The sequence below is a fragment of the Aeromicrobium alkaliterrae genome (assembly GCF_039529015.1).
Taxonomy (GTDB): Bacteria; Actinomycetota; Actinomycetes; order Propionibacteriales; family Nocardioidaceae; genus Aeromicrobium; species Aeromicrobium alkaliterrae.
In genome coordinates this window covers 424,284-441,426 of record NZ_BAAAME010000002.1, presented here as the reverse complement: position 1 = coordinate 441,426, position 17,143 = coordinate 424,284, and the positions used below count along the sequence as shown (strand labels likewise).

Genomic DNA, 17,143 nt, shown 5'->3' with positions numbered 1-17,143 from the left:
TGCCGTCACTTCGGTGGCTGCTCAGCGTTGGCTATGTCGTGAGGCCAGCTCAGGATCCGGCGCACGTCAGCGCCGAGCTCGCCGCGGCCGAGGGCGCGGCGCAGTACTGCGAGATCGCGCGGCAGGTCTACGCCGCCGCGCAGGAGGACGTCGAGTGCTTCCGTCGCCGCGCCATCGCCTCCGTGCTGGCCGACGATCTTGACTCCGCCCTCGAGCTCGATGCCCGACAGCGCGTCGCCGAGGCCGACCGGGACGAGGCGTGGCGCGAGTACCGCGCCGCGATCGACAGCCTCAGCGCGACGATGGCGGACATCGCCGCGTATCAAGCCCTCAACCGTCAGCGAGCCGAGAAGCGTCCGACGATCGTCCCGGACTCACCGACGTCGGAAGCGGCGTGACGGCGGCTTCAGGAACACCGCGCAGGCGAGGGCCAGCGGGAGCGCACTGAGGCTGATCAGGAAGACCCACCACGGTCCGGAGCCGTAGCCCCACACCGCGACCAGGACCAGCAGCACGAACGCGACCGCTGCGGCGATCCGCGCGTAGAGGTACGACCGCGGCTGCGAAGGCTTCGCGCCCGTCAACGTCGTCCGTCCATCAGCTCCGCCGGCGCTCCTGCAAGGTCCATACGAGAAGCATCGCCGCTCGGTGGCCGGAACGCTCGTCGAGGATCACGCCCTCCGACCGATGTCAGGCGCTGCGCGCCTCGGCGATCAGCTCGATCGGAGGGACGTTGAGCTTGAGGGCCGCGATGGTCGTGCCCTCGGCCTCGATCAGCTTCCGCACAGCGGCCGCGCGCCTGGCGGCGATGGCGTCCTGCAGGTCCGTCATGGCCTCACTGAGGAGTCGCAGCTTCTCGAGCTGCCCCAGCGGCTCGTCCGGCGCGTCGAGCCATTCACTGACGACGGTTCGAGCAGCGGTGATGGCGTCGGCCGGTTCCTCGTGAAGCACCTGTCAACGCTAGCGACGGTGCGCAGCGGCCGCCGACGAAGTCACGTAGATCACACTCGGTCCCTACGGCGTCACGCGTGCCGGGACGTCGAACGCCTCCGATCCCACTCGAACGCATGTTCTACTACCTCAATGGAGGTGCCAGACGGGACACGTGCCGGCTACCCGGCCGTCGAGAGCGACGGCCCCGGCATCGACGTGCCGATCGTCCCCAAGCGCGCGCACGTCTGGGTCAACCTCACCGAGTACAGGTCGAAGCAACAGGTCCTCGAGTACCCCGGCCTGATCCTCGGGTGGCGACGCGGCGTGAAGGGCTGGGAGGCGCACGTCATCTGGACGTCGCCGCTGACGGACGGCTCGGGGCGGATCACGGCGCACCTGGCGTGGATCGGGGCTCATCAGCTGCGGCCGGTGTGAGCGCGCGCAGCAGTCGGCAACAACCTCAGCCATGTTCCACATCAGAACGGCCGTCGAGTACGAAGACTGACGTTGATCATCGGTTCAGCCGCGGTCAGTCCTTGAAGAACTGGTAGATGAAGTAGATGCCGCACACCACGGCCACTCCAACGATCACGTGCCACGGACTCATGCCCAGGCCAGCGCCGTTCGGTGCGGCAATGAATTCCATGGAGGCTCCTGTCACTCTCTGCCTGGAATCTAGGGCGAGAGTGTCCCCGTCGCACTCGCGCCGCCCTCCGAGCGGATGCGCGCAGTCTCGGTCCGCGCCAGCATGACGACGAGAGTCGGCGAAGGGAGTGAACATGGCGATGCTCAACGCACGTCACTGGAGCCGCAAACGATTCGTCGCGACCGGCCTCATGCTCCTCCTACCGATCATCGTGATCCAGGTGCTGATCGGACGTCTGGACGGGGCCGACTTCTACATCGCCGGCGCAGTCAATCTCCTGCTGTGCATTCCGATCTTCTCCATGACTGCGACGTTCGTGAAACGGGCCGACGAGCTGCGCGAGGAGCGCAGAACGCGACGCACGAAGTAACGACGCCCCGAGGGAGATCCGGAAGTCTCCGACACCGGCGACCGGGTCATCCTGGCGCCAACGTTGATCGTCACGAGGTGGCCTCGATTGGGCCGGCGATGGACACCGCCCGAGAACGACGAACGCCTCTGGTTCCAGTTTTCCTGGAACCAGAGGCGTCATGTGCGGTGGGCGATACTGGGTTCGAACCAGTGACCTCTTCGGTGTGAACGAAGCGCGCTACCACTGCGCCAATCGCCCGCTGTGCGTCAGACACCTTAGCCCACCCGCTGACGCGCTCACGAATCCGGCCCCGTCGTGGCGCTGCGATCCGGGTTGTCCACAGCAGCGGCCGGTCTCGTCGTCGGGAAGTGTCGGTGGTCGGTGCTCGCGTCTAGCGTGGTTGTCATGAGGTTCGGGGCCACGATCGCGACGCTGCGGGAGGCAGCGCTGATGTTGCGTGCTGCCGACGAGCAGGGCCCCTCGACGGACACCGCCAGGGCTCTGGTGGCGGCGCGGAATGCGATCGACGCCGCGTTGGCGGACACGCTGGCGAGCGTGTCGGCGCGGCGTGACTTCGAGGTCGAGGGTGCGTCGGCGATGACGGCGTGGGCGCGGCGTGAGCTGCGGATCAGCAGCGGTGAGACGTGGCGACTGGTGCGGGCCGCCGAGACCATGGACGCGTTGCCGTCGGTGCGGGAGGCGGCCGAGCACGGCCAGGTCTCCGGCGAGCACGTCGACGCCCTGACCTACTCGCGCCGTCACGTGGGTGAGACGAGGACGGTCGAGGCCGAACGGTGGCTGTTGGACGTGGCGTTGACGTGTGAGCCGAAGGACCTGCGCGACGTCGCCCGCGAGCTCCGTGTCGCGATCCATCCTGATGAGCTCGAACAGGCGTGGATCAAGGGCATGGCCAAGCGCGACATCCGCATCACCACCGTCCCCGAAGGCTGGCATCTGAGCGGCTTCCTGGATGTCGCCACCGGCGCCAAGCTCAAGGCGATCCTGGACTCCCTGAGCGTCCCGCGCGAGGCCGACGACCAGCGCACCGCCGCTGAGCGGCGCATCGAGGGACTGAGCCAGCTGCTCGACAGCGTGCTCGAGAACGGACTCCCGTCCGACAAGGGGGTCCGGCCGCAGATGACCGTGCTGGTCGACGCCGAGACCCTCTCCGCAGCCCTCGACCGCCAGCCCTTCGCCCCCGGCCCGTCGCCCGAGGCCGCGACACCCGCAGCCGAGCTCGTCGGGTTCGGACCCATCAGCGCGGGCTTGTTGGCGCAGCTGAACTGCTGCGCCGACTTCACCCCCGTCCTGATCGACCGCAACAAACCCGACGCAGACACCGGGCACGTGCTCGACGTCGGCCGCACCCAACGCCTCGCCACCAAGAAACAGCGACGTGCCGTGCTCGTGCGGCAGGGGTTCCAGTGCGCCAACCCCGGCTGCAAACGGACCCATCTCGAGATCCACCACGTCACCTGGTGGTCCCACGGCGGCCACACCAACGTCGACGAGCTCGTCGGCTACTGCACCGGTTGCCACCACCTGATCCACGCAGGCCTGCTCACCGTCGAGAAGATCGGCACCGAGCTGGTCACCCGGCACCCGACCGGCAGGCTCAACACCACCCTGCCGAGAACCCAGCTGCGACAACAAGCCTGGGAACGACGCATGACCTGCAGCACGGCGCTCCCTCGAGCCGGCTAGACGACCCAGAGGTCGTGGGCCTCGGCGCTGCGCCGCGCCCAGATGTCCTGCAGCTGGCGCGTCAGGGGTCCCGGCGCCGGCAGGTCCCGGTCGTCGACCCGGTCGATCGCCTGCACGCCACGCGTCGTGCCGACGAGCATGACCTCCTCCGCGGCGCTCAGCACCTCGATCGGGTGGTCCTCCTCGGCGACCTCGAGCTCGTCCGCAGCCCACTGCAGCAGCAGGGCCCGCGTGATGCCCGCGAGGGGCCCCGCAGGCAGCGAGGGCGTCACGACCCGACCGTCCAGGACGTAGACGATGTTCGACCCGGTGCCCTCGCAGACCTGGCCGAGGGTGTTCGGCATGACCGCCTCCGACGCGCCCCGGGCGATGGCTGCCTCGACCATCAGGGCGTTCTCGCCGTAGGACGTCGTCTTGAGCCCGGCCAGCGCTCCCCGCTCGTTCCGCGGCCAGGGCACCGTGGCGATCCGACTGACCGAGGGCGGCCGGTCGCACGGCTCGGTCGCCACCACGACGGTCTGCGCGCCAGTGCCGCGCGGCGACCCCAGCGGCCCGATGCCGGACGTGACGGTGATGCGGATCCGACCGAACGGCAGGTCCTGACCGTCGAGCGTCGCGATGACGCCGGCGCGGACCGCCTCGAGGTCCGGCTCGCCGATCCCGAGACCCGTCGCCGACCGTGTGAGGCGTTCGAGATGGGGAGTCAGCGCGAACGGCCGACCCTCCTCGATCTTGACCGTCTCGAACACCCCGTCACCCACCACGAGCCCGTGATCGAGAACGCTGAGGGCGCGTTCTTGCGGAGATTCCAGTACCTGGCCGTCGACCCACACGCGCATGTCGCCAACCTACGCGACCCCGGTTTGGGCGACGCGGGATGCATCGGCTAATGTTTCCTCTCGGCCTCGCAAGAGCGCCAGTGCGGACATAGCTCAGTGGTAGAGCATCACCTTGCCAAGGTGAGGGTCGCGAGTTCGAATCTCGTTGTCCGCTCGGAACAGGGTCACGGCCCATCCATCGGTGGGTTGGCCGAGAGGCGAGGCAACGGACTGCAAATCCGTCTACACGGGTTCAAATCCCGTACCCACCTCGGACAACGCAGCACAACAGAAAAACCCCCACACGGGCGATTGGCGCAGCGGTAGCGCGCTTCCCTGACACGGAAGAGGTCACTGGTTCAAACCCAGTATCGCCCACAGCAAGACCCCCGGATTCCTCGCCGATTCCGGGGGTTTTGTCTGTCCGGAGCAGATCGGTCCAGACTGGTCGGGTGACCTCACGCTGCCCCTGCACGAGCGGACTTCCCCTCGACGCCTGCTGCGGGCCGGTCCTCGCCGACCACGCAGCGGCCACGACCGCCGAGCAGCTCATGCGCTCGCGCTTCACGGCCTTCGCGCTCGGCGACGCGGAGCACCTCACCCGCACGTGGCACGCCACGACCCGCCCCGCGTCCCTGGAGCTCGACGAGCAGACCCGCTGGCTGCGGCTCGACGTCGAGCGGTCGGAGCCGACGCTGGTGGAGTTCATCGCGTACTACCGCCGCCCCGAGGGACGCGGGCGGCAGCACGAGGTCAGCCGCTTCGTCCGCGAGGACGGCCGCTGGTTCTACCTCGACGGCGTCAGCCTGTAGGGCTCGCCTAGCATCACGGCATGTCCCTGGAGTCCGCACGCGCCCACCTCGCTGAGCACGGTCGCGCTGACGACGTGATCATCACCGAAGACCCCGCTGCGACGGTCGCGCTCGCCGCCCTCGCGCTGGGCGTCGAGCCCGGACGCATCGCCAAGACCATCGCTCTGCGCACCGCTGACCCCGACACGTGCGTCCTGGTGGTCGCTGCCGGTGACGTGAAGATCGACGGGGCCTCGTACAAGGCCGCGTTCGGCCGCAAGGCCCAGATGCTCCGACCCGAGGACGTCGAGCGGCTCACGGGCCACCCGGTCGGCGGCGTCTGCCCGTTCGCCAACCCGCCGGGCGCCACGGTCTACATCGACGAGTCCCTGCGCGGCTACGAGACGGTCTTCCCGGCCTGCGGCACACCGGAGTCCGCGATCGAGCTGACGCCCGCCGACCTGGAGACGGTCGGACACGCCGCCGGCTGGGTCGCCGTCACGCGCTAGCTCCACCGGAAGGTCCGCACCGCCACCAGCAGACCGGCCAGCGCCACGACAGCCAGGGCGAGCAGGTGCCGGGGCTCCGGGACCGCTCCCGCCCACGCGGCCCGCAGCGCCTCCGTGACGGCGCCGAACGGCAGCCAGCCGCCGATCGTCGCGACCGTGTCGGGGAAGGTCGACACGGGGCCGAACATGCCGCCCACGGCGCCGATCGCGAAGAACGTGACCATGCCGATCGCGACGGACGCGTTGGGCGTCGGTGCCACGGCCGCCACGATCATGCCGAGCCCGTACAGCCCCGCGGCTCCGAGCAGCAGCACCAGCAGGGCCCACCAGAGCGATCCGGGCAGGGCGACGTCGAACGCCCAGACCGCGACGCCCAGCGCCAGGGCGATGCCGACGACGGACTGGATCGCGCTCGCCACCACCTGGGCCACCAGGACGGCCGAGGGCCGCAGCGGAGTGACGCCCAGCCGCCGCAGCACGCCCGCGTGCCGGTAGGCGGCCAGGAAGCTCGGCATGTTGACCACGCCGATCAGCGACAGCACCATCGCGATCGCCATGGGCACCCCGAACGCCTCGAGGTAGCTGAGGTCCGTGCCGTCGACGGGCTGGTCGGCCGCCTGCATCCCGTACATCACCAGGATCAGGGTCGGCATCAGGAGCGGCAGGACCAGTCCGGCCGTGTCCCGCGCGACGCTGCAGAGCTCGGCCCGGAGCAGGAGCGCGCCGGCACGCGGACCCGGACGGTGCGGTCGAAGAGCCGGAGCCACGGGGGCTGCCATCACTCGCCCTCCTCGCCCGCGTCGGGACGCCGCCCCACCAGGGCCAGGTAGGCGTCCTCGAGCCCGGACCCCGGGGGCAGCCCTGCCTCGCGCACCAGGTCGGCGACCGCGCCCTCGGCCCGGACGCGACCGTCGACCAGCAGCACGACCCGGTCGCACAGGCGCTCGACCTCGTCCATCGCGTGGCTCACCAGCAGCACCGTGACGCCGTCGGCCCGCAAGCGCTCGACCAACGCCCACACCCGTCGCCGGGCCCGCGGGTCCAGACCGGTCGTGAGCTCGTCCAGCACGACGAGGCGCGGTCGACCGACCAGGGCGATCGCGATCGAGAGTCGCTGCTGCTGACCGCCGGAGAGGTCGTCGAACGCCGTTCGCCTCACCTTCGTCAGCCCGAGCTCCTCGACGAGCTCCCCCGGGTCCCGGGGGTCCGGGTAGAACGACGCGTAGAGCGTCAGCAGCTCGTCGACCTTCAGCGAGCCGTGCAGCGTGCTCTCCTGCAGCTGCACCCCGACCGCGGGCCGCAGACGTCGGCGGTCGGTGACCGGATCGAGCCCCCAGACGCGCACGGACCCCGACGTCGGCGCCCGGAGGCCCGCCAGTGCCTCGATCGTGCTGGACTTCCCGGCACCGTTGGGCCCCAGCAGCCCCACCACCTCGCTCGCCGCCACCCTCATGGACACCCCGTCGACCGCCACGGTGCGGCGATACCGCACCTGGAGGTCCTCGATCTCGATCGTCGCCATCGGCGCTCCTCTCGTCCCTGGTGACGCTAGGAGGGCCTGACGGCCGTGCGGCAGTGCCGACGGTCACCGACCGCGACCATGACGATCGGCACTCCCCCGCCACACCCGGCGCCACCTAGGCTTCGGCGCATGGTCAATCGCGAGTCCGAGGTCTGGGCGAGCGCCGTCCTGACGGTCCTCGTCGTGGCACTCGCCGTGCCCGTGGCGCTGCTGCCCGAGGGGGTGACCGGTCCCGTGGGTCTGTGGTGGGTCGCGTACGTGGCCCAGCTCGTGGGCGTGCTCGGCGTGCTCTGGTTCGCCGAGCTGCTGCCACGCGCCTGGCAGCTCGCAGCGCTCGGACTCCTGGTGTCGAGCGCCTGGGCGCTGGTCCTGCTCGCGCCGTTCACGGGCTGGATGCCGTTCGTGCTGATCCTGGCGGCGTCGGCCTCGGTGCACCTGCTGACCCCGCGCGGCGTCGGAGCGGTCATCGCCGTCGGCTCGGCGTTCCTCCTGGTCGGCCTGCTGCTGACGGACGTGCCCGCGGGCTACGTCGCGATGATGGTGGTCCTCTACACGCTGATCATGGTCGTGTCGGCGCTGAGCGACCGCGCCCAGCTCGTGGTCCAGCGCAACCGGACCGAGCTGGCGGTGCTCAACACCGAGCTCCGGTCCACCCAGGCGCTGCTGGAGGAGTCGAGCCGGGCGGACGAGCGCCTCCGGATCTCCCGCGACCTGCACGACGTCATGGGTCACCAGCTGACCGCCTTGATCCTGGAGCTCGAGGTCGCCTCGCACCGCACCGACGGGGAGGCGCACGAGCACGTCGTCACGGCGCGCGGCATCGCGCGCGACCTGATGGACGACGTGCGCAGCACGGTCGCCGACCAGCGGTCGGTGCCTCCGGACCTCGCCACCGCCCTCCACCAGGTCGCCGGCGGCGCCACCGGCCTCGACGTCACGCTGACGGTCGAGGCCGAGCTGCCGACCGACGGACCCGCGTTCACAGCCCTCGTCCGGTGCGCCCAGGAGGTCGTCACGAACGCGCTGCGGCACGCGCAGGCCACGCGTCTCTGGATCGACGTCTCGTGCACGGACGGGCTCATCGTCCTGACGGCGCAGGACGACGGCGTCGGCTCACGCACCCTGGTGCCCGGCAACGGCCTGGCAGGCATCTGCGAGCGCACCGAGGAGCTCGGCGGCAGCGCGGAGTTCCGCTCCCACGACGGGTTCCTCGTGACGGCTCGGGTCCCGGCCGCGTGAGCGCGCCACCACCGGTCTCGGTCGTGCTCGTCGACGACCAGCGGCTCGTGCGCGAGGGCATCCGGGGCCTCTTGCGCCTCGCGGACGACGTGGTCGTCCTCGGCGAGGCGGCCGACGGGCACGAGGCGCTCGAGCTCATCGGCCGCACCCGTCCCGACGTCGTCCTGCTCGACCTGCAGATGCCCGGCCTCGACGGCATCGGGGTGCTCGGCGCCCTGGCCGAGACCGAGGACCCGCCGCCCGTCCTGGTGCTCACGACCTTCGACGACGACGAGCTCGTGCTCCGCGCCCTGGGCGGCGGGGCCCGCGGCTACCTGCTCAAGGACGTGTCCCTCGACCAGCTCGTCGCGGCCGTCCGCACCGTCGCGGGCGGCGGCACGGTGGCGCAGCCGGCGGTGACCGACCGGCTGCTGCGGGCCTGGCAACGGCGCGGCGAGGAGCCACCAGCCCTCGCGGCCCCGCCCGACCTCACGACGCGCGAGGTCGACGTCCTGCGCCTGGTCGCGGCCGGCTACGCCAACCGCGAGATCGCGACCGCTCTGCACCTCGCCGAGGGCACGGTCAAGAACCACGTCTCGAGCCTGCTGCTGAAGCTCGACGCCCGGGACCGGACCCGGGCCGTCCTCACGGCGTTGACGCTGGGTCTGCTGGAGTGACGGCCGCCGGCTCGTCCCCCTCCACCGCGTCGCGGTCGGGATGGCGCAGCTCGTCGTAGGCCGCGTTGATCGCCGCCCCGATCAGCACCGAGATCGACAGCACGTACAGCAGCAGGAGCACCGCGATCGGCGCCGCCAGGGGTCCGTAGATCGAGGTGCCGCCGCTGCTGAAGCCGAGGACCCAGCGCACGAGGTAGGCGCCGAGGATCCACATCGTCACGGTGAAGAAGGCTCCGGGAAGCCCCGAGCGCCAGGTCTTCCGCACCGGCACGGCCAGGTGGTACAGCGTGCAGAGGAAGCCCACCGAGAGCAGCAGCACCGTCGGCCAGTAGAGCTGGGTCAGGAAGTTGACGCTGTCGGGCGTCATGGCCTGGACCACGTCCGGTCCGGCGAGCAGGAGCGGCACCAGCAGGATGCCGAGCACGAGCGCGACGACGTAGAGGCTGAACGAGAGCGCCCGCGTCTTGACGATGCCGCGGTGCCCGCCGAGGCCGTACATGATCGTGATGGTGTCGATGAAGACGTTCAGGGCGCGCGAGCCCGACCAGAGCGCGAGCAGGAACCCGATCGAGACCACGTCGAACCGGCCGCCCCGCAGCACCTCGTCGAGCGTCGGGGTGATGACGGCGTCGACGGTGCTGTCGGTCAGCGCCCGCGACGCGAGGTCGATGACCCGGTCCTTCAGGACGTCGACCTGAGCGACCTGGAAGCGCTCGGCGATGAAGCCGATCGTCCCGGCGAGGCCGAAGACGAGCGGGGGCAGCGAGAGGATCGCGAAGAACGCCGCCTCGGCCGCCAGACCAGTCACGCGGTTGCGGAAGCAGTTGCTGAAGGCGTGGCGCGCGACTCGCGGCACCTGCCTGACGAAGTCCGGCCAGCCTGTTCCGGACGCCGACATGCGCCTACCGTAGCCGTCCGGACGCGCGTCGACGGCGACCTGCGAACCGCGCCGCGCCGCGCGGAGTTCGGTACGCTCCCCCGAGGTCCTGACCTGGCGACGACCGCCACGCGGGCCACCCTGACAGGAGCCTGACGTGCGCACACTCGCTTCGGCCGCCCTCCACGGCGCTGCCGTGACGATCACCGCCCTCGCGGCCCTGCGGGCCACCGACCCGGTGCTCGCCGTCGCGGTGGTCGCGGCCGTCGCCGTGATGCTGGCCTGGTTCGCGTCGCTCTCCTCGACCGAGGACGTCTCGGGGCTCGACGTGACCGGGACGCTGCCGGGCCTGGCGCTCGCGGTCGTCGGTCGATCCCCCTGGGGCACCGTGCTCCCGGTGCTCGCGGTGCAGGCCGTCGTGGCCGTCGCGCTGGGTGCCGGCGCGAACGCGCTCGACGACCAGCTCGGCCCCACGCTCGTGATCAGCGCGCCAATGCTCGGTCTCGCCGCACTGGTGGCCGCTCTCGCGGGCATCGCCTCGGCCTGGGTCACGCTGTCGATCGACGGCGGCGGACCCGTGGCCCTCGCGGGCGTCCCGGCCCTCCTCGCCGGAGGGACGGGACCTCTGGTCCTGGTCGGCGCGTTCCACCCGGCAACGCTGGTGGGCCTGGCGACGGCCGGTCTCGTGGCCTGGGACGTCACCGCGATCGCGGTCGCCGCGGCCGCCGCCGGTGCGGTCATCGGCACCTACACGGTCAGCGCGCTGCTCCCCCAGGACGAGTGACCCACGCCACATCGGCCCCCGGGGTTGCAGGGTTCACCCATCCGCGTGTCCAAGATGTGGATACCACGTCCATTTCGTGAGACATTTGTTTGTCCGATCGGTCTCCCGACGACAGACTCGGGGCATGCAGTCAGCACACCCGGTCTTTCTCGTGGAGCGTCTCCACGTCGACCTCGGTCGTGCCCGCTCCATGATGTGTCGCTGAAACAGCGCCCCCGTTGACCGATTCGTGATCGTCCGGGCGCGCGGCGACCGCTGCAACCCGTGGCCCAGCCGTGCGCTCCTCCTGTGAGGAAATCCATGGCTCAGACCGACACCCCCACTCCCCGCCGTCCCCGCGCCAAGCGCGGAGAGGGTCAGTGGGCCCTGGGGTATCGCGAGCCGCTCAACGCCAACGAGCAGTCCAAGAAGGACGACAACCCGCTCAACGTGCGCGCCCGCATCGAGAACATCTACGCGCACCGCGGGTTCGAGAGCATCGATCCCAGCGACCTGCGTGGCCGGTTCCGCTGGTGGGGCCTCTACACGCAGCGCAAGGCCGGCATCGACGGCGGCAAGACCGCCACGCTGGAGCCGGAGGAGCTCGACGCCGACCGCTTCATGCTCCGAGTGCGGATCGACGGCGGTCAGCTCAACCTCGAGCAGCTCCGCACGGTCGCGGAGATCTCCACCGAGTTCGCCCAGGACACCGCCGACCTGACCGACCGCCAGAACGTGCAGTATCACTGGATCGACGTCCGCGACGTCCCCACGATCTGGGAGCGCCTCGAGTCGGTCGGCCTGTCGACGCAGGAGGCCTGCGGCGACTGCCCGCGCGTCATCCTGGGCAGCCCCGTCGCGGGCGTGTCAGTCGACGAGATCATCGATGGCCGCCCCGCGATCGACGCGATCGAGAGCCGCTACATCGGCGACCGCGCCTTCTCGAACCTGCCCCGCAAGTTCAAGTCGGCCATCAGCGGCCACCCCGGGCACGACGTCGTGCCGCAGATCAACGACATCGCCTTCATCGGCGCGGTCCACCCCGAGCACGGCCCGGGCTTCGACGTCTGGGTGGGCGGCGGCCTGTCGACCAACCCCATGCTCGCCCAGCGCCTCGGCGCCTGGGTCCCGATCGACGAGGTGCCCGAGGTCTGGGAGGGCATCGTCAGCATCTTCCGCGACTACGGCTACCGACGCCTGCGCGCCCGGGCCCGCCTGAAGTTCCTCGTCGCCGACTGGGGCATCGAGAAGTTCCGCGAGGTCCTGCAGACCGAGTACCTCGAGCGCGAGCTGATCGACCTCGACGCCCCCGAGGTGCCCACGACGCCGGTCGACCACGTCGGCGTGCACCAGCAGAACGACGGCAAGTTCTACGTCGGCGTCGCGTCGGCCGTGGGCCGCATCTCGGGCACCCTGCTCTCGAAGGTCGCCGACGTCGTCGAGGCGCACGGCTCGCAGCGCGTCGCGACCACGCCGATGCAGAAGCTCGTCGTCCTGGACGTCGAGGAGGCCCAGGTCGAGTCGCTCGTGAGCGCGCTGGCCGAGCTCGGCCTGCACGCCCGCCCGTCGGCCTGGCGCCAGAACACGATGGCCTGCACCGGCATCGAGTACTGCAAGCTCGCGATCGTCGAGACCAAGCAGCGCGGCATCGACCTCGTCTCCGAGCTCGAGCAGCGGGTCCCCGACCTCGACACGCCCATCACGATCAACATCAACGGCTGCCCGAACTCCTGCGCCCGGATCCAGACAGCCGACATCGGTCTGAAGGGTCAGCTCGTCCTGGACGAGAACGGCGACCAGGTCGAGGGCTTCCAGGTCCACCTCGGTGGCGCCCTGGGTCTGCAGGCCGGCTTCGGTCGCAAGATCCGGGCCCACAAGGTCACCGGCGCGCAGCTGCCCGACTACGTCGAGCGCCTGACCCGCGGCTACCTCGAGGAGCGCGACCACGACGAGTCGTTCGCCCAGTGGATCTCGCGGGCCGACGAGGAGGTCCTGCGATGAGGAGGAGGTCAGCATGAGCGCACGCGCCGTGCCGTTCCACTGCCCGTACTGCGCCGACGAGGACCTGCGTCCCCACGGCGAGACGCACGGGGCCTGGGAGTGTCGCAGCTGTCTGCGTGCCTTCAAGCTCTCGTTCATCGGCCAGCTCAACCCGACCACCATCACCACCCACGCCCAGCCCTCCACCGCGGGGGCCGAGCACCACGAAAGGAGGACACCATGAGCGCACCTGCACTCATTGCCCTGGCACACGGCAGCCGCGACCCGCGGTCGGCCCGCACCATCACAGCCCTGACGGAGATGGTCGCGTGCCTGCGCCCTGACCTCCGGGTGGCCCCTGCCTTCCTGGACCACTGCGACCCCGACCTCGACGCGGTCGTCGACCGTCTCGTGGCCGAGGGACACTCCGAGATCGTCGTCGTCCCGCTGCTGCTCACGGAGGCGTACCACGCCAAGTACGACGTCCCGGCCGTCGTGGCCGCGGCCGCTGCTCGCCACGAGGGTCTGCGCATCCAGACCACCGAGGTGCTCGGGATCGAGGGCGCCCTGTTCCGCGTGCTCGACACCCGCCTGCGGGAGGCGCTCAAGGAGCGTCGCGTCCGCGAGCTCGACGCGCTCGTGCTGGCCGGTGCCGGCTCGACCGACCCCGTCGCGAACGCGGCCATCGCCCGGGCGGCCCGCGCCTGGGGTGCGCACCACAAGCTGCCGACGATCGCGGCGTTCGCCTCGAGCGTCCCGCCGGCTGCCGGTGAGGCCGTGCGTGCTCACCGTGCCGACGGTCGTCGTCACATCGCCGTGGGCATGCTCTTCCTCGCGCCGGGCCTGCTGCCCGACCGCGTGAAGGAGCTCGCCCTCGAGGCGGGTGCCGTCGCCGTGGCCGAGCCGCTGGGCGTCGACCAGGAGATCGCCTCGATCATCCTGGCGCGCTACGCGGTCGGTGCGGTCGACCTGGTGCCGCTCGACGCGCTGTTCGCGGGCGTCTGACCGCCTGACTCACGACCCGGTCGCCGAGCCCTCCCCGTCCAGACGGGCGAGCTCGGCGGCCGGGTCGAAGTCTGCCGGGGGCCACTCCAGGTCGAGCGAGCGCAGGGCCTCCAGCAGCAGGGTCGCGACGGCCCAGTTGCGGTACCACTTGCGGCCAGCCGGCACGACGTGCCAGGGCGCGACGTAGGTCGAGGTGCGCTCGACGGCGATCTCGTAGGCGGTGCGGTACTCGTCCCACAGCTCACGCTCGTCGAGGTCGGCCGGGTTGTACTTCCAGTACTTGGTCGGGTCCTCCAGGCGGGCCCGGAGGCGTTCGGCCTGCACGTCGGGGTCGATGTGGAGCAGGCACTTGACCAGGACTCCCCCGCTGGCGACGAACTGCTCCTCGAAGGCCGCGATCGCGCCGTAGCGCCGCTCGATCTCCTCGGGCTCGGCGAGCGCACGCACGCGACCGATCAGGACGTCCTCGTAGTGCGAGCGGTCGAACACGCCGACCTGCCCCGCCTCGGGCATCCGCTGCTCGATCCGCCAGAGGAAGTCGTGGGCGAGCTCGGTCTCGGTCGGCTTGCCGAACGACGACAGCACGAGGCCGTGGGGGTGGACCAGGCCGCCGACGGCGCCGATCGTGCCGCCCTTGCCCGAGGTGTCCATGCCCTGGAGCAGCAGGAGCACCCGGCGTTCGGTGGCCTCGGCCCGACCTCCTGCGTAGAGCCGCTCCTGCAGGTCGGCCAGCTCGGGCCCGAGCGCCGCGAGCGCCGCCTTGCCGTCGGCCTTCGCCCCGTCGAATCCGGGCGTCGAGCGGGCGTCGAGGGCCGCGAGGTCGATGCGTCCGTGGGTCGCCAGCTGGGCGCGCAGGTCGGTCGTCATGACAGCAGTATGTCCCGCGCGTCGGCGGGCTGCGCCGGGCGCGCGTGCTTCGCGCCTGGTCGTAGTCTGGAGGCATGTACCCCGTCGCCGTCCTCGTGGAACGTGCGCTCAACGACCTCGACGCCGACCAGCTGGTCGCGCTGCACGAGGCGCTGGACGACACCGTCACGTATCACCTGATCCTGCCGGTCGAGAGCTCCTCGGCCGCGCTCGCGTCGTCGCTCAGCGCCCTCGGCGCGGGCGAGATCGCTCCCCCGGTGGCTCCGGACGTCGTCCTCGACGCCGCCGAGGAGGTCCGGAGCCAGGGCGCGACCGAGCTCGAGACGAGCGCCGAGCTGCTCCGCACCCGCGGCCAGCAGGTGGTCGCGCTGCTGACCGAGGAGGACCCGGTCGACGAGCTCGTCCGCGTCGTCGCCTCGGCGCAGGCGGCCGAGGCGATCATCCTGACCGAGCCCCACTTCGTGAAGGAGTTCTTCGGCCTCGACTGGTCCGCACGCGCGAAGCGGGCCCTCGACGTCCCGACCCTTCACCTGATCGAGCACGTTCCCTTCGACGGACAGGCCTGACATGGCACACCTTGACTCCGACAAGACCTACGACGTCGCCAAGAGCGAGGACGAGTGGCGCGGTGAGCTGACCGCCGCCGAGTACCACGTCCTGCGCCAGGCGGGCACCGAGCGCCCCGGCAGCAGCTCGTACGAGACCGACCCGACGGTCGGCGTGTACGCGTGCCGCGCGTGCGGTGCGGAGCTGTTCCGCAGCGAGACCAAGTTCGACGCGCACTGCGGCTGGCCGGCGTTCTACAGCCCGTTGGCCGGCGACAGCGTCGAGTACGTCGAGGACAGGTCGATGTTCCGCACCCGCACCGAGGTCCGCTGCGCGAGCTGCGGGTCGCACCTCGGCCACGTCTTCGAGGGCGAGGGCTTCGACACCCCCACCGACCAGCGCTACTGCATCAACGGCATCGCGCTGCAGCTGCGCCCCGACGACGCCTGACGCTCACCACGATGTGCTGGGTTGTCCGGGTTTCCTCGCGCGCCCATTGGCTGATGACCCAGCAAATCTGGGTCCGACGGTCAGGGCCAGAGGGCGGTGAGCTCGGCCCAGGTGCGCTTGCGTCCGGTGTAGAACGGCACTTCCTCGCGCACGTGCCGCCGCGCGCGGCTGGCGCGGAGCTCGCGCATCAGGTCGACGATGCGGTGGAGCTCGTCGGCCTCGAAGGCCAGCATCCACTCGTAGTCGCCGAGCGCGAACGAGGCGACCGTGTTGGCACGCACGTCCGGGTACGGACGCGCCTGCATGCCGTGCTCCTTCAGCATGTCGCGGCGCTCGTCCTCCGGCAGCAGGTACCACTCGTACGAGCGCACGAACGGGTACACGCAGACCCAGTCGCGCACCTCCTCGTCGGCCATGAAGGCCGGGATGTGCGAGCGGTTGAACTCGGCCGGGCGGTGCAGCGCGGTCTGCGACCACACCGGCGCCATGCGTGAGCCGAGGGCCGTGCGCCGGAACGCGTTGTAGGCGGCCTGCAGGGCGTCGGCGGTCGGGGCGTGCCACCAGACCATCAGGTCCGCGTCGGCGCGGATGCCGCTGACGTCGTAGCTGCCGCGCACGACGACGTCCTCGTCGGCCAGGCGCGCGACCAGCGCGTCGACCTCGGCCGCCTCCGCCGCACGGTCGGCGTCCCCGAGCACGCGGTCGAGCCGGAACACCGACCACATCGCGTAGCGGATCGTGTCGTTGATCTCCTTGGCCAGCTTGCCCTGGTTCGGCACGCGCTCAGTCATGGGATCAGTCTCCCAAGTCGGCCAACAGCCGTGACACGGCCTCCTGCGCACCGGCCACGACGGCCGCGATGCCGACCCCGCCGCAGGCCGCTCCGCACACCTCGAGCCCGCGGACCCCGGCCACCGAGCGACGCACCATGGCGACCGTGTCGAGGTGTCCGACGACGTACTGCGGCAGCGCGCCGCCCCAGCGCTGCACGTGCGTGTCGGCGGGCGTCGGCAGCGGGCCCACGGCCTCGGCCAGGTCGGCGAGCACCCGCGCGACCAGGTCGTCGTCCTGCACCTGGAGCGCGGTCGACTCCCCCGCCCGGCCGACCGAGGCCCGCAGGACGGTGCGGCCGGAGTCGGCGACCCAGGACCATTTGTTCGAGCTGAACGTCGCGGCCTTGACGAAGCGTCCGTCGACCGGCGGCACGAGGAAGCCCGAGCCGGGCAGCTCGACCCGCTCGTCGAGGACGATCGTGACGAGCGCGACGCTCGCGTAGTCGACGCCGGCCAGCGCGAACGCCGCGTCCGGGGCCACCTCGGCGAGCAGCCGGGCCGACGCCGGCGCCGGGGTCGCGACGACGACCGCGTCGGCCGTGACCTCCTCGACCGCCCCGACGGGACCGACCAGGAGGCGCCAGCCGTCGGCGACGCGCTCGACCAGGCGCACCGTGGCGTCGGTGCGGACCTCGGCGCCCGAGGCCGCCAG

General features: G+C 71.1%; 23 protein-coding genes and 4 tRNA genes. 17 read left to right on the top strand and 10 right to left on the bottom strand.

Going from position 1 to position 17,143, the window contains the following annotated elements; all coding sequences use genetic code 11:
* The first annotated feature begins 38 nt into the window (after positions 1-38).
* Positions 39-398 (top strand): hypothetical protein, encoded by a 360-nt coding sequence (locus ABD127_RS03235; protein ID WP_344197665.1) that lies wholly within the window; start codon positions 39-41, stop codon positions 396-398.
* On the opposite strand, the gene ABD127_RS03230 is transcribed toward ABD127_RS03235, so the two are convergent.
* A complete protein-coding gene (locus tag ABD127_RS03230; protein WP_344197663.1) occupies positions 375-584 on the bottom strand; it encodes a hypothetical protein in 210 nt (69 codons plus the stop codon). The genes ABD127_RS03235 and ABD127_RS03230 overlap by 24 nt on opposite strands.
* A 106-nt stretch (positions 585-690) precedes the next feature.
* Positions 691-951: a hypothetical protein gene (locus tag ABD127_RS03225; protein WP_344197661.1), complete on the bottom strand. Its 261-nt coding sequence runs from the start codon at positions 949-951 to the stop codon at positions 691-693.
* A 132-nt stretch (positions 952-1,083) separates the two neighbouring features.
* Between ABD127_RS03225 and ABD127_RS03220 the strand changes: the two genes are divergently transcribed.
* A complete protein-coding gene (locus ABD127_RS03220) occupies positions 1,084-1,368 on the top strand; it encodes a hypothetical protein (protein WP_344197659.1) in 285 nt (94 codons plus the stop codon).
* Between the two features lie 344 nt (positions 1,369-1,712).
* Positions 1,713-1,949, top strand: coding sequence for a hypothetical protein (locus ABD127_RS03215; RefSeq protein ID WP_344197657.1), 237 nt, complete (start codon positions 1,713-1,715; stop codon positions 1,947-1,949).
* Positions 1,950-2,117: 168 nt separating this feature from the next.
* On the opposite strand, the gene ABD127_RS03210 is transcribed toward ABD127_RS03215, so the two are convergent.
* A tRNA-Val gene (locus ABD127_RS03210) sits at positions 2,118-2,189 on the bottom strand.
* A 147-nt stretch (positions 2,190-2,336) separates the two neighbouring features.
* On the opposite strand from ABD127_RS03210, the gene ABD127_RS03205 reads away from it, so the two are divergent.
* Complete coding sequence (locus tag ABD127_RS03205; RefSeq protein WP_344197655.1) at positions 2,337-3,635, top strand: HNH endonuclease; 1,299 nt, start codon at positions 2,337-2,339, stop codon at positions 3,633-3,635.
* Here ABD127_RS03205 and ABD127_RS03200 read toward each other — a convergent pair.
* On the bottom strand, positions 3,632-4,474 hold the full coding sequence (locus tag ABD127_RS03200; RefSeq protein ID WP_344197653.1) for an aminotransferase class IV: 843 nt from the start codon (positions 4,472-4,474) through the stop codon (positions 3,632-3,634). The two genes, ABD127_RS03205 and ABD127_RS03200, sit on opposite strands and share 4 nt — an antisense overlap.
* An 82-nt stretch (positions 4,475-4,556) precedes the next feature.
* Between ABD127_RS03200 and ABD127_RS03195 the strand changes: the two genes are divergently transcribed.
* From ABD127_RS03195 to ABD127_RS03175, 5 genes are all read left to right on the top strand, one after another.
* Positions 4,557-4,628 (top strand) — tRNA-Gly (locus ABD127_RS03195).
* A gap of 26 nt (positions 4,629-4,654) precedes the next feature.
* Positions 4,655-4,725, top strand: a tRNA-Cys gene (locus tag ABD127_RS03190).
* A 34-nt stretch (positions 4,726-4,759) separates the two neighbouring features.
* Positions 4,760-4,831 (top strand) — tRNA-Val (locus ABD127_RS03185).
* Between the two features lie 74 nt (positions 4,832-4,905).
* A complete protein-coding gene (locus tag ABD127_RS03180; RefSeq protein ID WP_344197651.1) occupies positions 4,906-5,265 on the top strand; it encodes a YchJ family protein in 360 nt (119 codons plus the stop codon).
* Between the two features lie 20 nt (positions 5,266-5,285).
* Positions 5,286-5,753, top strand: a complete 468-nt coding sequence (locus tag ABD127_RS03175; RefSeq protein ID WP_344197648.1) for a YbaK/EbsC family protein — start codon at positions 5,286-5,288, stop codon at positions 5,751-5,753.
* Here the strand turns inward: ABD127_RS03175 and ABD127_RS03170 are convergent.
* Both ABD127_RS03170 and ABD127_RS03165 read right to left on the bottom strand, forming a co-directional pair.
* Positions 5,750-6,532 carry an ABC transporter permease gene (locus tag ABD127_RS03170; RefSeq protein WP_344197646.1) on the bottom strand — a complete coding sequence of 261 codons (783 nt, stop codon included), beginning with the start codon at positions 6,530-6,532 and terminating at the stop codon, positions 5,750-5,752. The two genes, ABD127_RS03175 and ABD127_RS03170, sit on opposite strands and share 4 nt — an antisense overlap.
* Positions 6,532-7,275, bottom strand: a complete 744-nt coding sequence (locus ABD127_RS03165; RefSeq protein ID WP_344197644.1) for an ABC transporter ATP-binding protein — start codon at positions 7,273-7,275, stop codon at positions 6,532-6,534. Before ABD127_RS03165 ends, ABD127_RS03170 begins: the two co-directional genes overlap by 1 nt.
* 129 nt (positions 7,276-7,404) lie before the next feature.
* Between ABD127_RS03165 and ABD127_RS03160 the strand changes: the two genes are divergently transcribed.
* Together ABD127_RS03160 and ABD127_RS03155 are read left to right on the top strand one after the other, a co-directional pair.
* Complete coding sequence (locus ABD127_RS03160; protein WP_344197642.1) at positions 7,405-8,514, top strand: sensor histidine kinase; 1,110 nt, start codon at positions 7,405-7,407, stop codon at positions 8,512-8,514.
* Complete coding sequence (locus tag ABD127_RS03155) at positions 8,511-9,170, top strand: response regulator (protein ID WP_344197640.1); 660 nt, start codon at positions 8,511-8,513, stop codon at positions 9,168-9,170. The genes ABD127_RS03160 and ABD127_RS03155 overlap by 4 nt, the downstream gene beginning before the upstream one ends.
* On the opposite strand, the gene ABD127_RS03150 is transcribed toward ABD127_RS03155, so the two are convergent.
* Positions 9,139-10,068, bottom strand: coding sequence for a YihY/virulence factor BrkB family protein (locus tag ABD127_RS03150; RefSeq protein ID WP_344197638.1), 930 nt, complete (start codon positions 10,066-10,068; stop codon positions 9,139-9,141). The two genes, ABD127_RS03155 and ABD127_RS03150, sit on opposite strands and share 32 nt — an antisense overlap.
* A 136-nt stretch (positions 10,069-10,204) precedes the next feature.
* Between ABD127_RS03150 and ABD127_RS03145 the strand changes: the two genes are divergently transcribed.
* From ABD127_RS03145 to ABD127_RS03130, 4 genes are all read left to right on the top strand, one after another.
* Positions 10,205-10,831 carry a hypothetical protein gene (locus ABD127_RS03145; protein ID WP_344197636.1) on the top strand — a complete coding sequence of 209 codons (627 nt, stop codon included), beginning with the start codon at positions 10,205-10,207 and terminating at the stop codon, positions 10,829-10,831.
* A gap of 300 nt (positions 10,832-11,131) precedes the next feature.
* On the top strand, positions 11,132-12,811 hold the full coding sequence (locus tag ABD127_RS03140; RefSeq protein WP_344197634.1) for a nitrite/sulfite reductase: 1,680 nt from the start codon (positions 11,132-11,134) through the stop codon (positions 12,809-12,811).
* 13 nt (positions 12,812-12,824) lie between these two features.
* Positions 12,825-13,034 carry a hypothetical protein gene (locus ABD127_RS03135; RefSeq protein WP_344197631.1) on the top strand — a complete coding sequence of 70 codons (210 nt, stop codon included), beginning with the start codon at positions 12,825-12,827 and terminating at the stop codon, positions 13,032-13,034.
* Positions 13,031-13,795, top strand: a complete 765-nt coding sequence (locus ABD127_RS03130; RefSeq protein ID WP_344197629.1) for a sirohydrochlorin chelatase — start codon at positions 13,031-13,033, stop codon at positions 13,793-13,795. Before ABD127_RS03135 ends, ABD127_RS03130 begins: the two co-directional genes overlap by 4 nt.
* A 9-nt stretch (positions 13,796-13,804) precedes the next feature.
* On the opposite strand, the gene ABD127_RS03125 is transcribed toward ABD127_RS03130, so the two are convergent.
* A complete protein-coding gene (locus tag ABD127_RS03125) occupies positions 13,805-14,662 on the bottom strand; it encodes a PPK2 family polyphosphate kinase (protein ID WP_344197627.1) in 858 nt (285 codons plus the stop codon).
* 74 nt (positions 14,663-14,736) lie between these two features.
* On the opposite strand from ABD127_RS03125, the gene ABD127_RS03120 reads away from it, so the two are divergent.
* Entirely contained in the window at positions 14,737-15,228 is a 492-nt protein-coding gene (locus ABD127_RS03120; protein WP_344197625.1) for a hypothetical protein, read from the top strand.
* Between the two features lies 1 nt (position 15,229).
* Positions 15,230-15,658, top strand: a complete 429-nt coding sequence (gene msrB / locus ABD127_RS03115; RefSeq protein ID WP_344197623.1) for a peptide-methionine (R)-S-oxide reductase MsrB — start codon at positions 15,230-15,232, stop codon at positions 15,656-15,658.
* 80 nt (positions 15,659-15,738) lie between these two features.
* On the opposite strand, the gene hemQ is transcribed toward msrB, so the two are convergent.
* Both hemQ and hemG read right to left on the bottom strand, forming a co-directional pair.
* Positions 15,739-16,449 carry a hydrogen peroxide-dependent heme synthase gene (gene hemQ, locus ABD127_RS03110; protein ID WP_344197621.1) on the bottom strand — a complete coding sequence of 237 codons (711 nt, stop codon included), beginning with the start codon at positions 16,447-16,449 and terminating at the stop codon, positions 15,739-15,741.
* Positions 16,450-16,453: 4 nt separating this feature from the next.
* The coding region (hemG, locus tag ABD127_RS03105; RefSeq protein ID WP_344197619.1) for a protoporphyrinogen oxidase at positions 16,454-17,143 on the bottom strand (690 nt) is incomplete at its 5' end.

Bases quoted from the DNA above. Each gene is read 5' to 3' on its own strand.
- hemQ (WP_344197621.1), bottom strand. From the start codon at position 16,449: ATGACTGAGCGCGTGCCGAACCAGGGCAAGCTGGCCAAGGAGATCAAC.
- ABD127_RS03160 (WP_344197642.1), top strand. From the start codon at position 7,405: ATGGTCAATCGCGAGTCCGAGGTCTGGGCGAGCGCCGTCCTGACGGTC.
- ABD127_RS03135 (WP_344197631.1), top strand. From the start codon at position 12,825: ATGAGCGCACGCGCCGTGCCGTTCCACTGCCCGTACTGCGCCGACGAG.
- ABD127_RS03200 (WP_344197653.1), bottom strand. From the start codon at position 4,474: ATGCGCGTGTGGGTCGACGGCCAGGTACTGGAATCTCCGCAAGAACGC.
- ABD127_RS03130 (WP_344197629.1), top strand. From the start codon at position 13,031: ATGAGCGCACCTGCACTCATTGCCCTGGCACACGGCAGCCGCGACCCG.
- ABD127_RS03170 (WP_344197646.1), bottom strand. From the start codon at position 6,532: ATGGCAGCCCCCGTGGCTCCGGCTCTTCGACCGCACCGTCCGGGTCCG.
- ABD127_RS03120 (WP_344197625.1), top strand. From the start codon at position 14,737: ATGTACCCCGTCGCCGTCCTCGTGGAACGTGCGCTCAACGACCTCGAC.
- ABD127_RS03220 (WP_344197659.1), top strand. From the start codon at position 1,084: ATGGAGGTGCCAGACGGGACACGTGCCGGCTACCCGGCCGTCGAGAGC.
- ABD127_RS03175 (WP_344197648.1), top strand. From the start codon at position 5,286: ATGTCCCTGGAGTCCGCACGCGCCCACCTCGCTGAGCACGGTCGCGCT.
- ABD127_RS03125 (WP_344197627.1), bottom strand. From the start codon at position 14,662: ATGACGACCGACCTGCGCGCCCAGCTGGCGACCCACGGACGCATCGAC.
- msrB (WP_344197623.1), top strand. From the start codon at position 15,230: ATGGCACACCTTGACTCCGACAAGACCTACGACGTCGCCAAGAGCGAG.
- ABD127_RS03165 (WP_344197644.1), bottom strand. From the start codon at position 7,275: ATGGCGACGATCGAGATCGAGGACCTCCAGGTGCGGTATCGCCGCACC.
- ABD127_RS03150 (WP_344197638.1), bottom strand. From the start codon at position 10,068: ATGTCGGCGTCCGGAACAGGCTGGCCGGACTTCGTCAGGCAGGTGCCG.
- ABD127_RS03205 (WP_344197655.1), top strand. From the start codon at position 2,337: ATGAGGTTCGGGGCCACGATCGCGACGCTGCGGGAGGCAGCGCTGATG.
- ABD127_RS03215 (WP_344197657.1), top strand. From the start codon at position 1,713: ATGGCGATGCTCAACGCACGTCACTGGAGCCGCAAACGATTCGTCGCG.
- ABD127_RS03140 (WP_344197634.1), top strand. From the start codon at position 11,132: ATGGCTCAGACCGACACCCCCACTCCCCGCCGTCCCCGCGCCAAGCGC.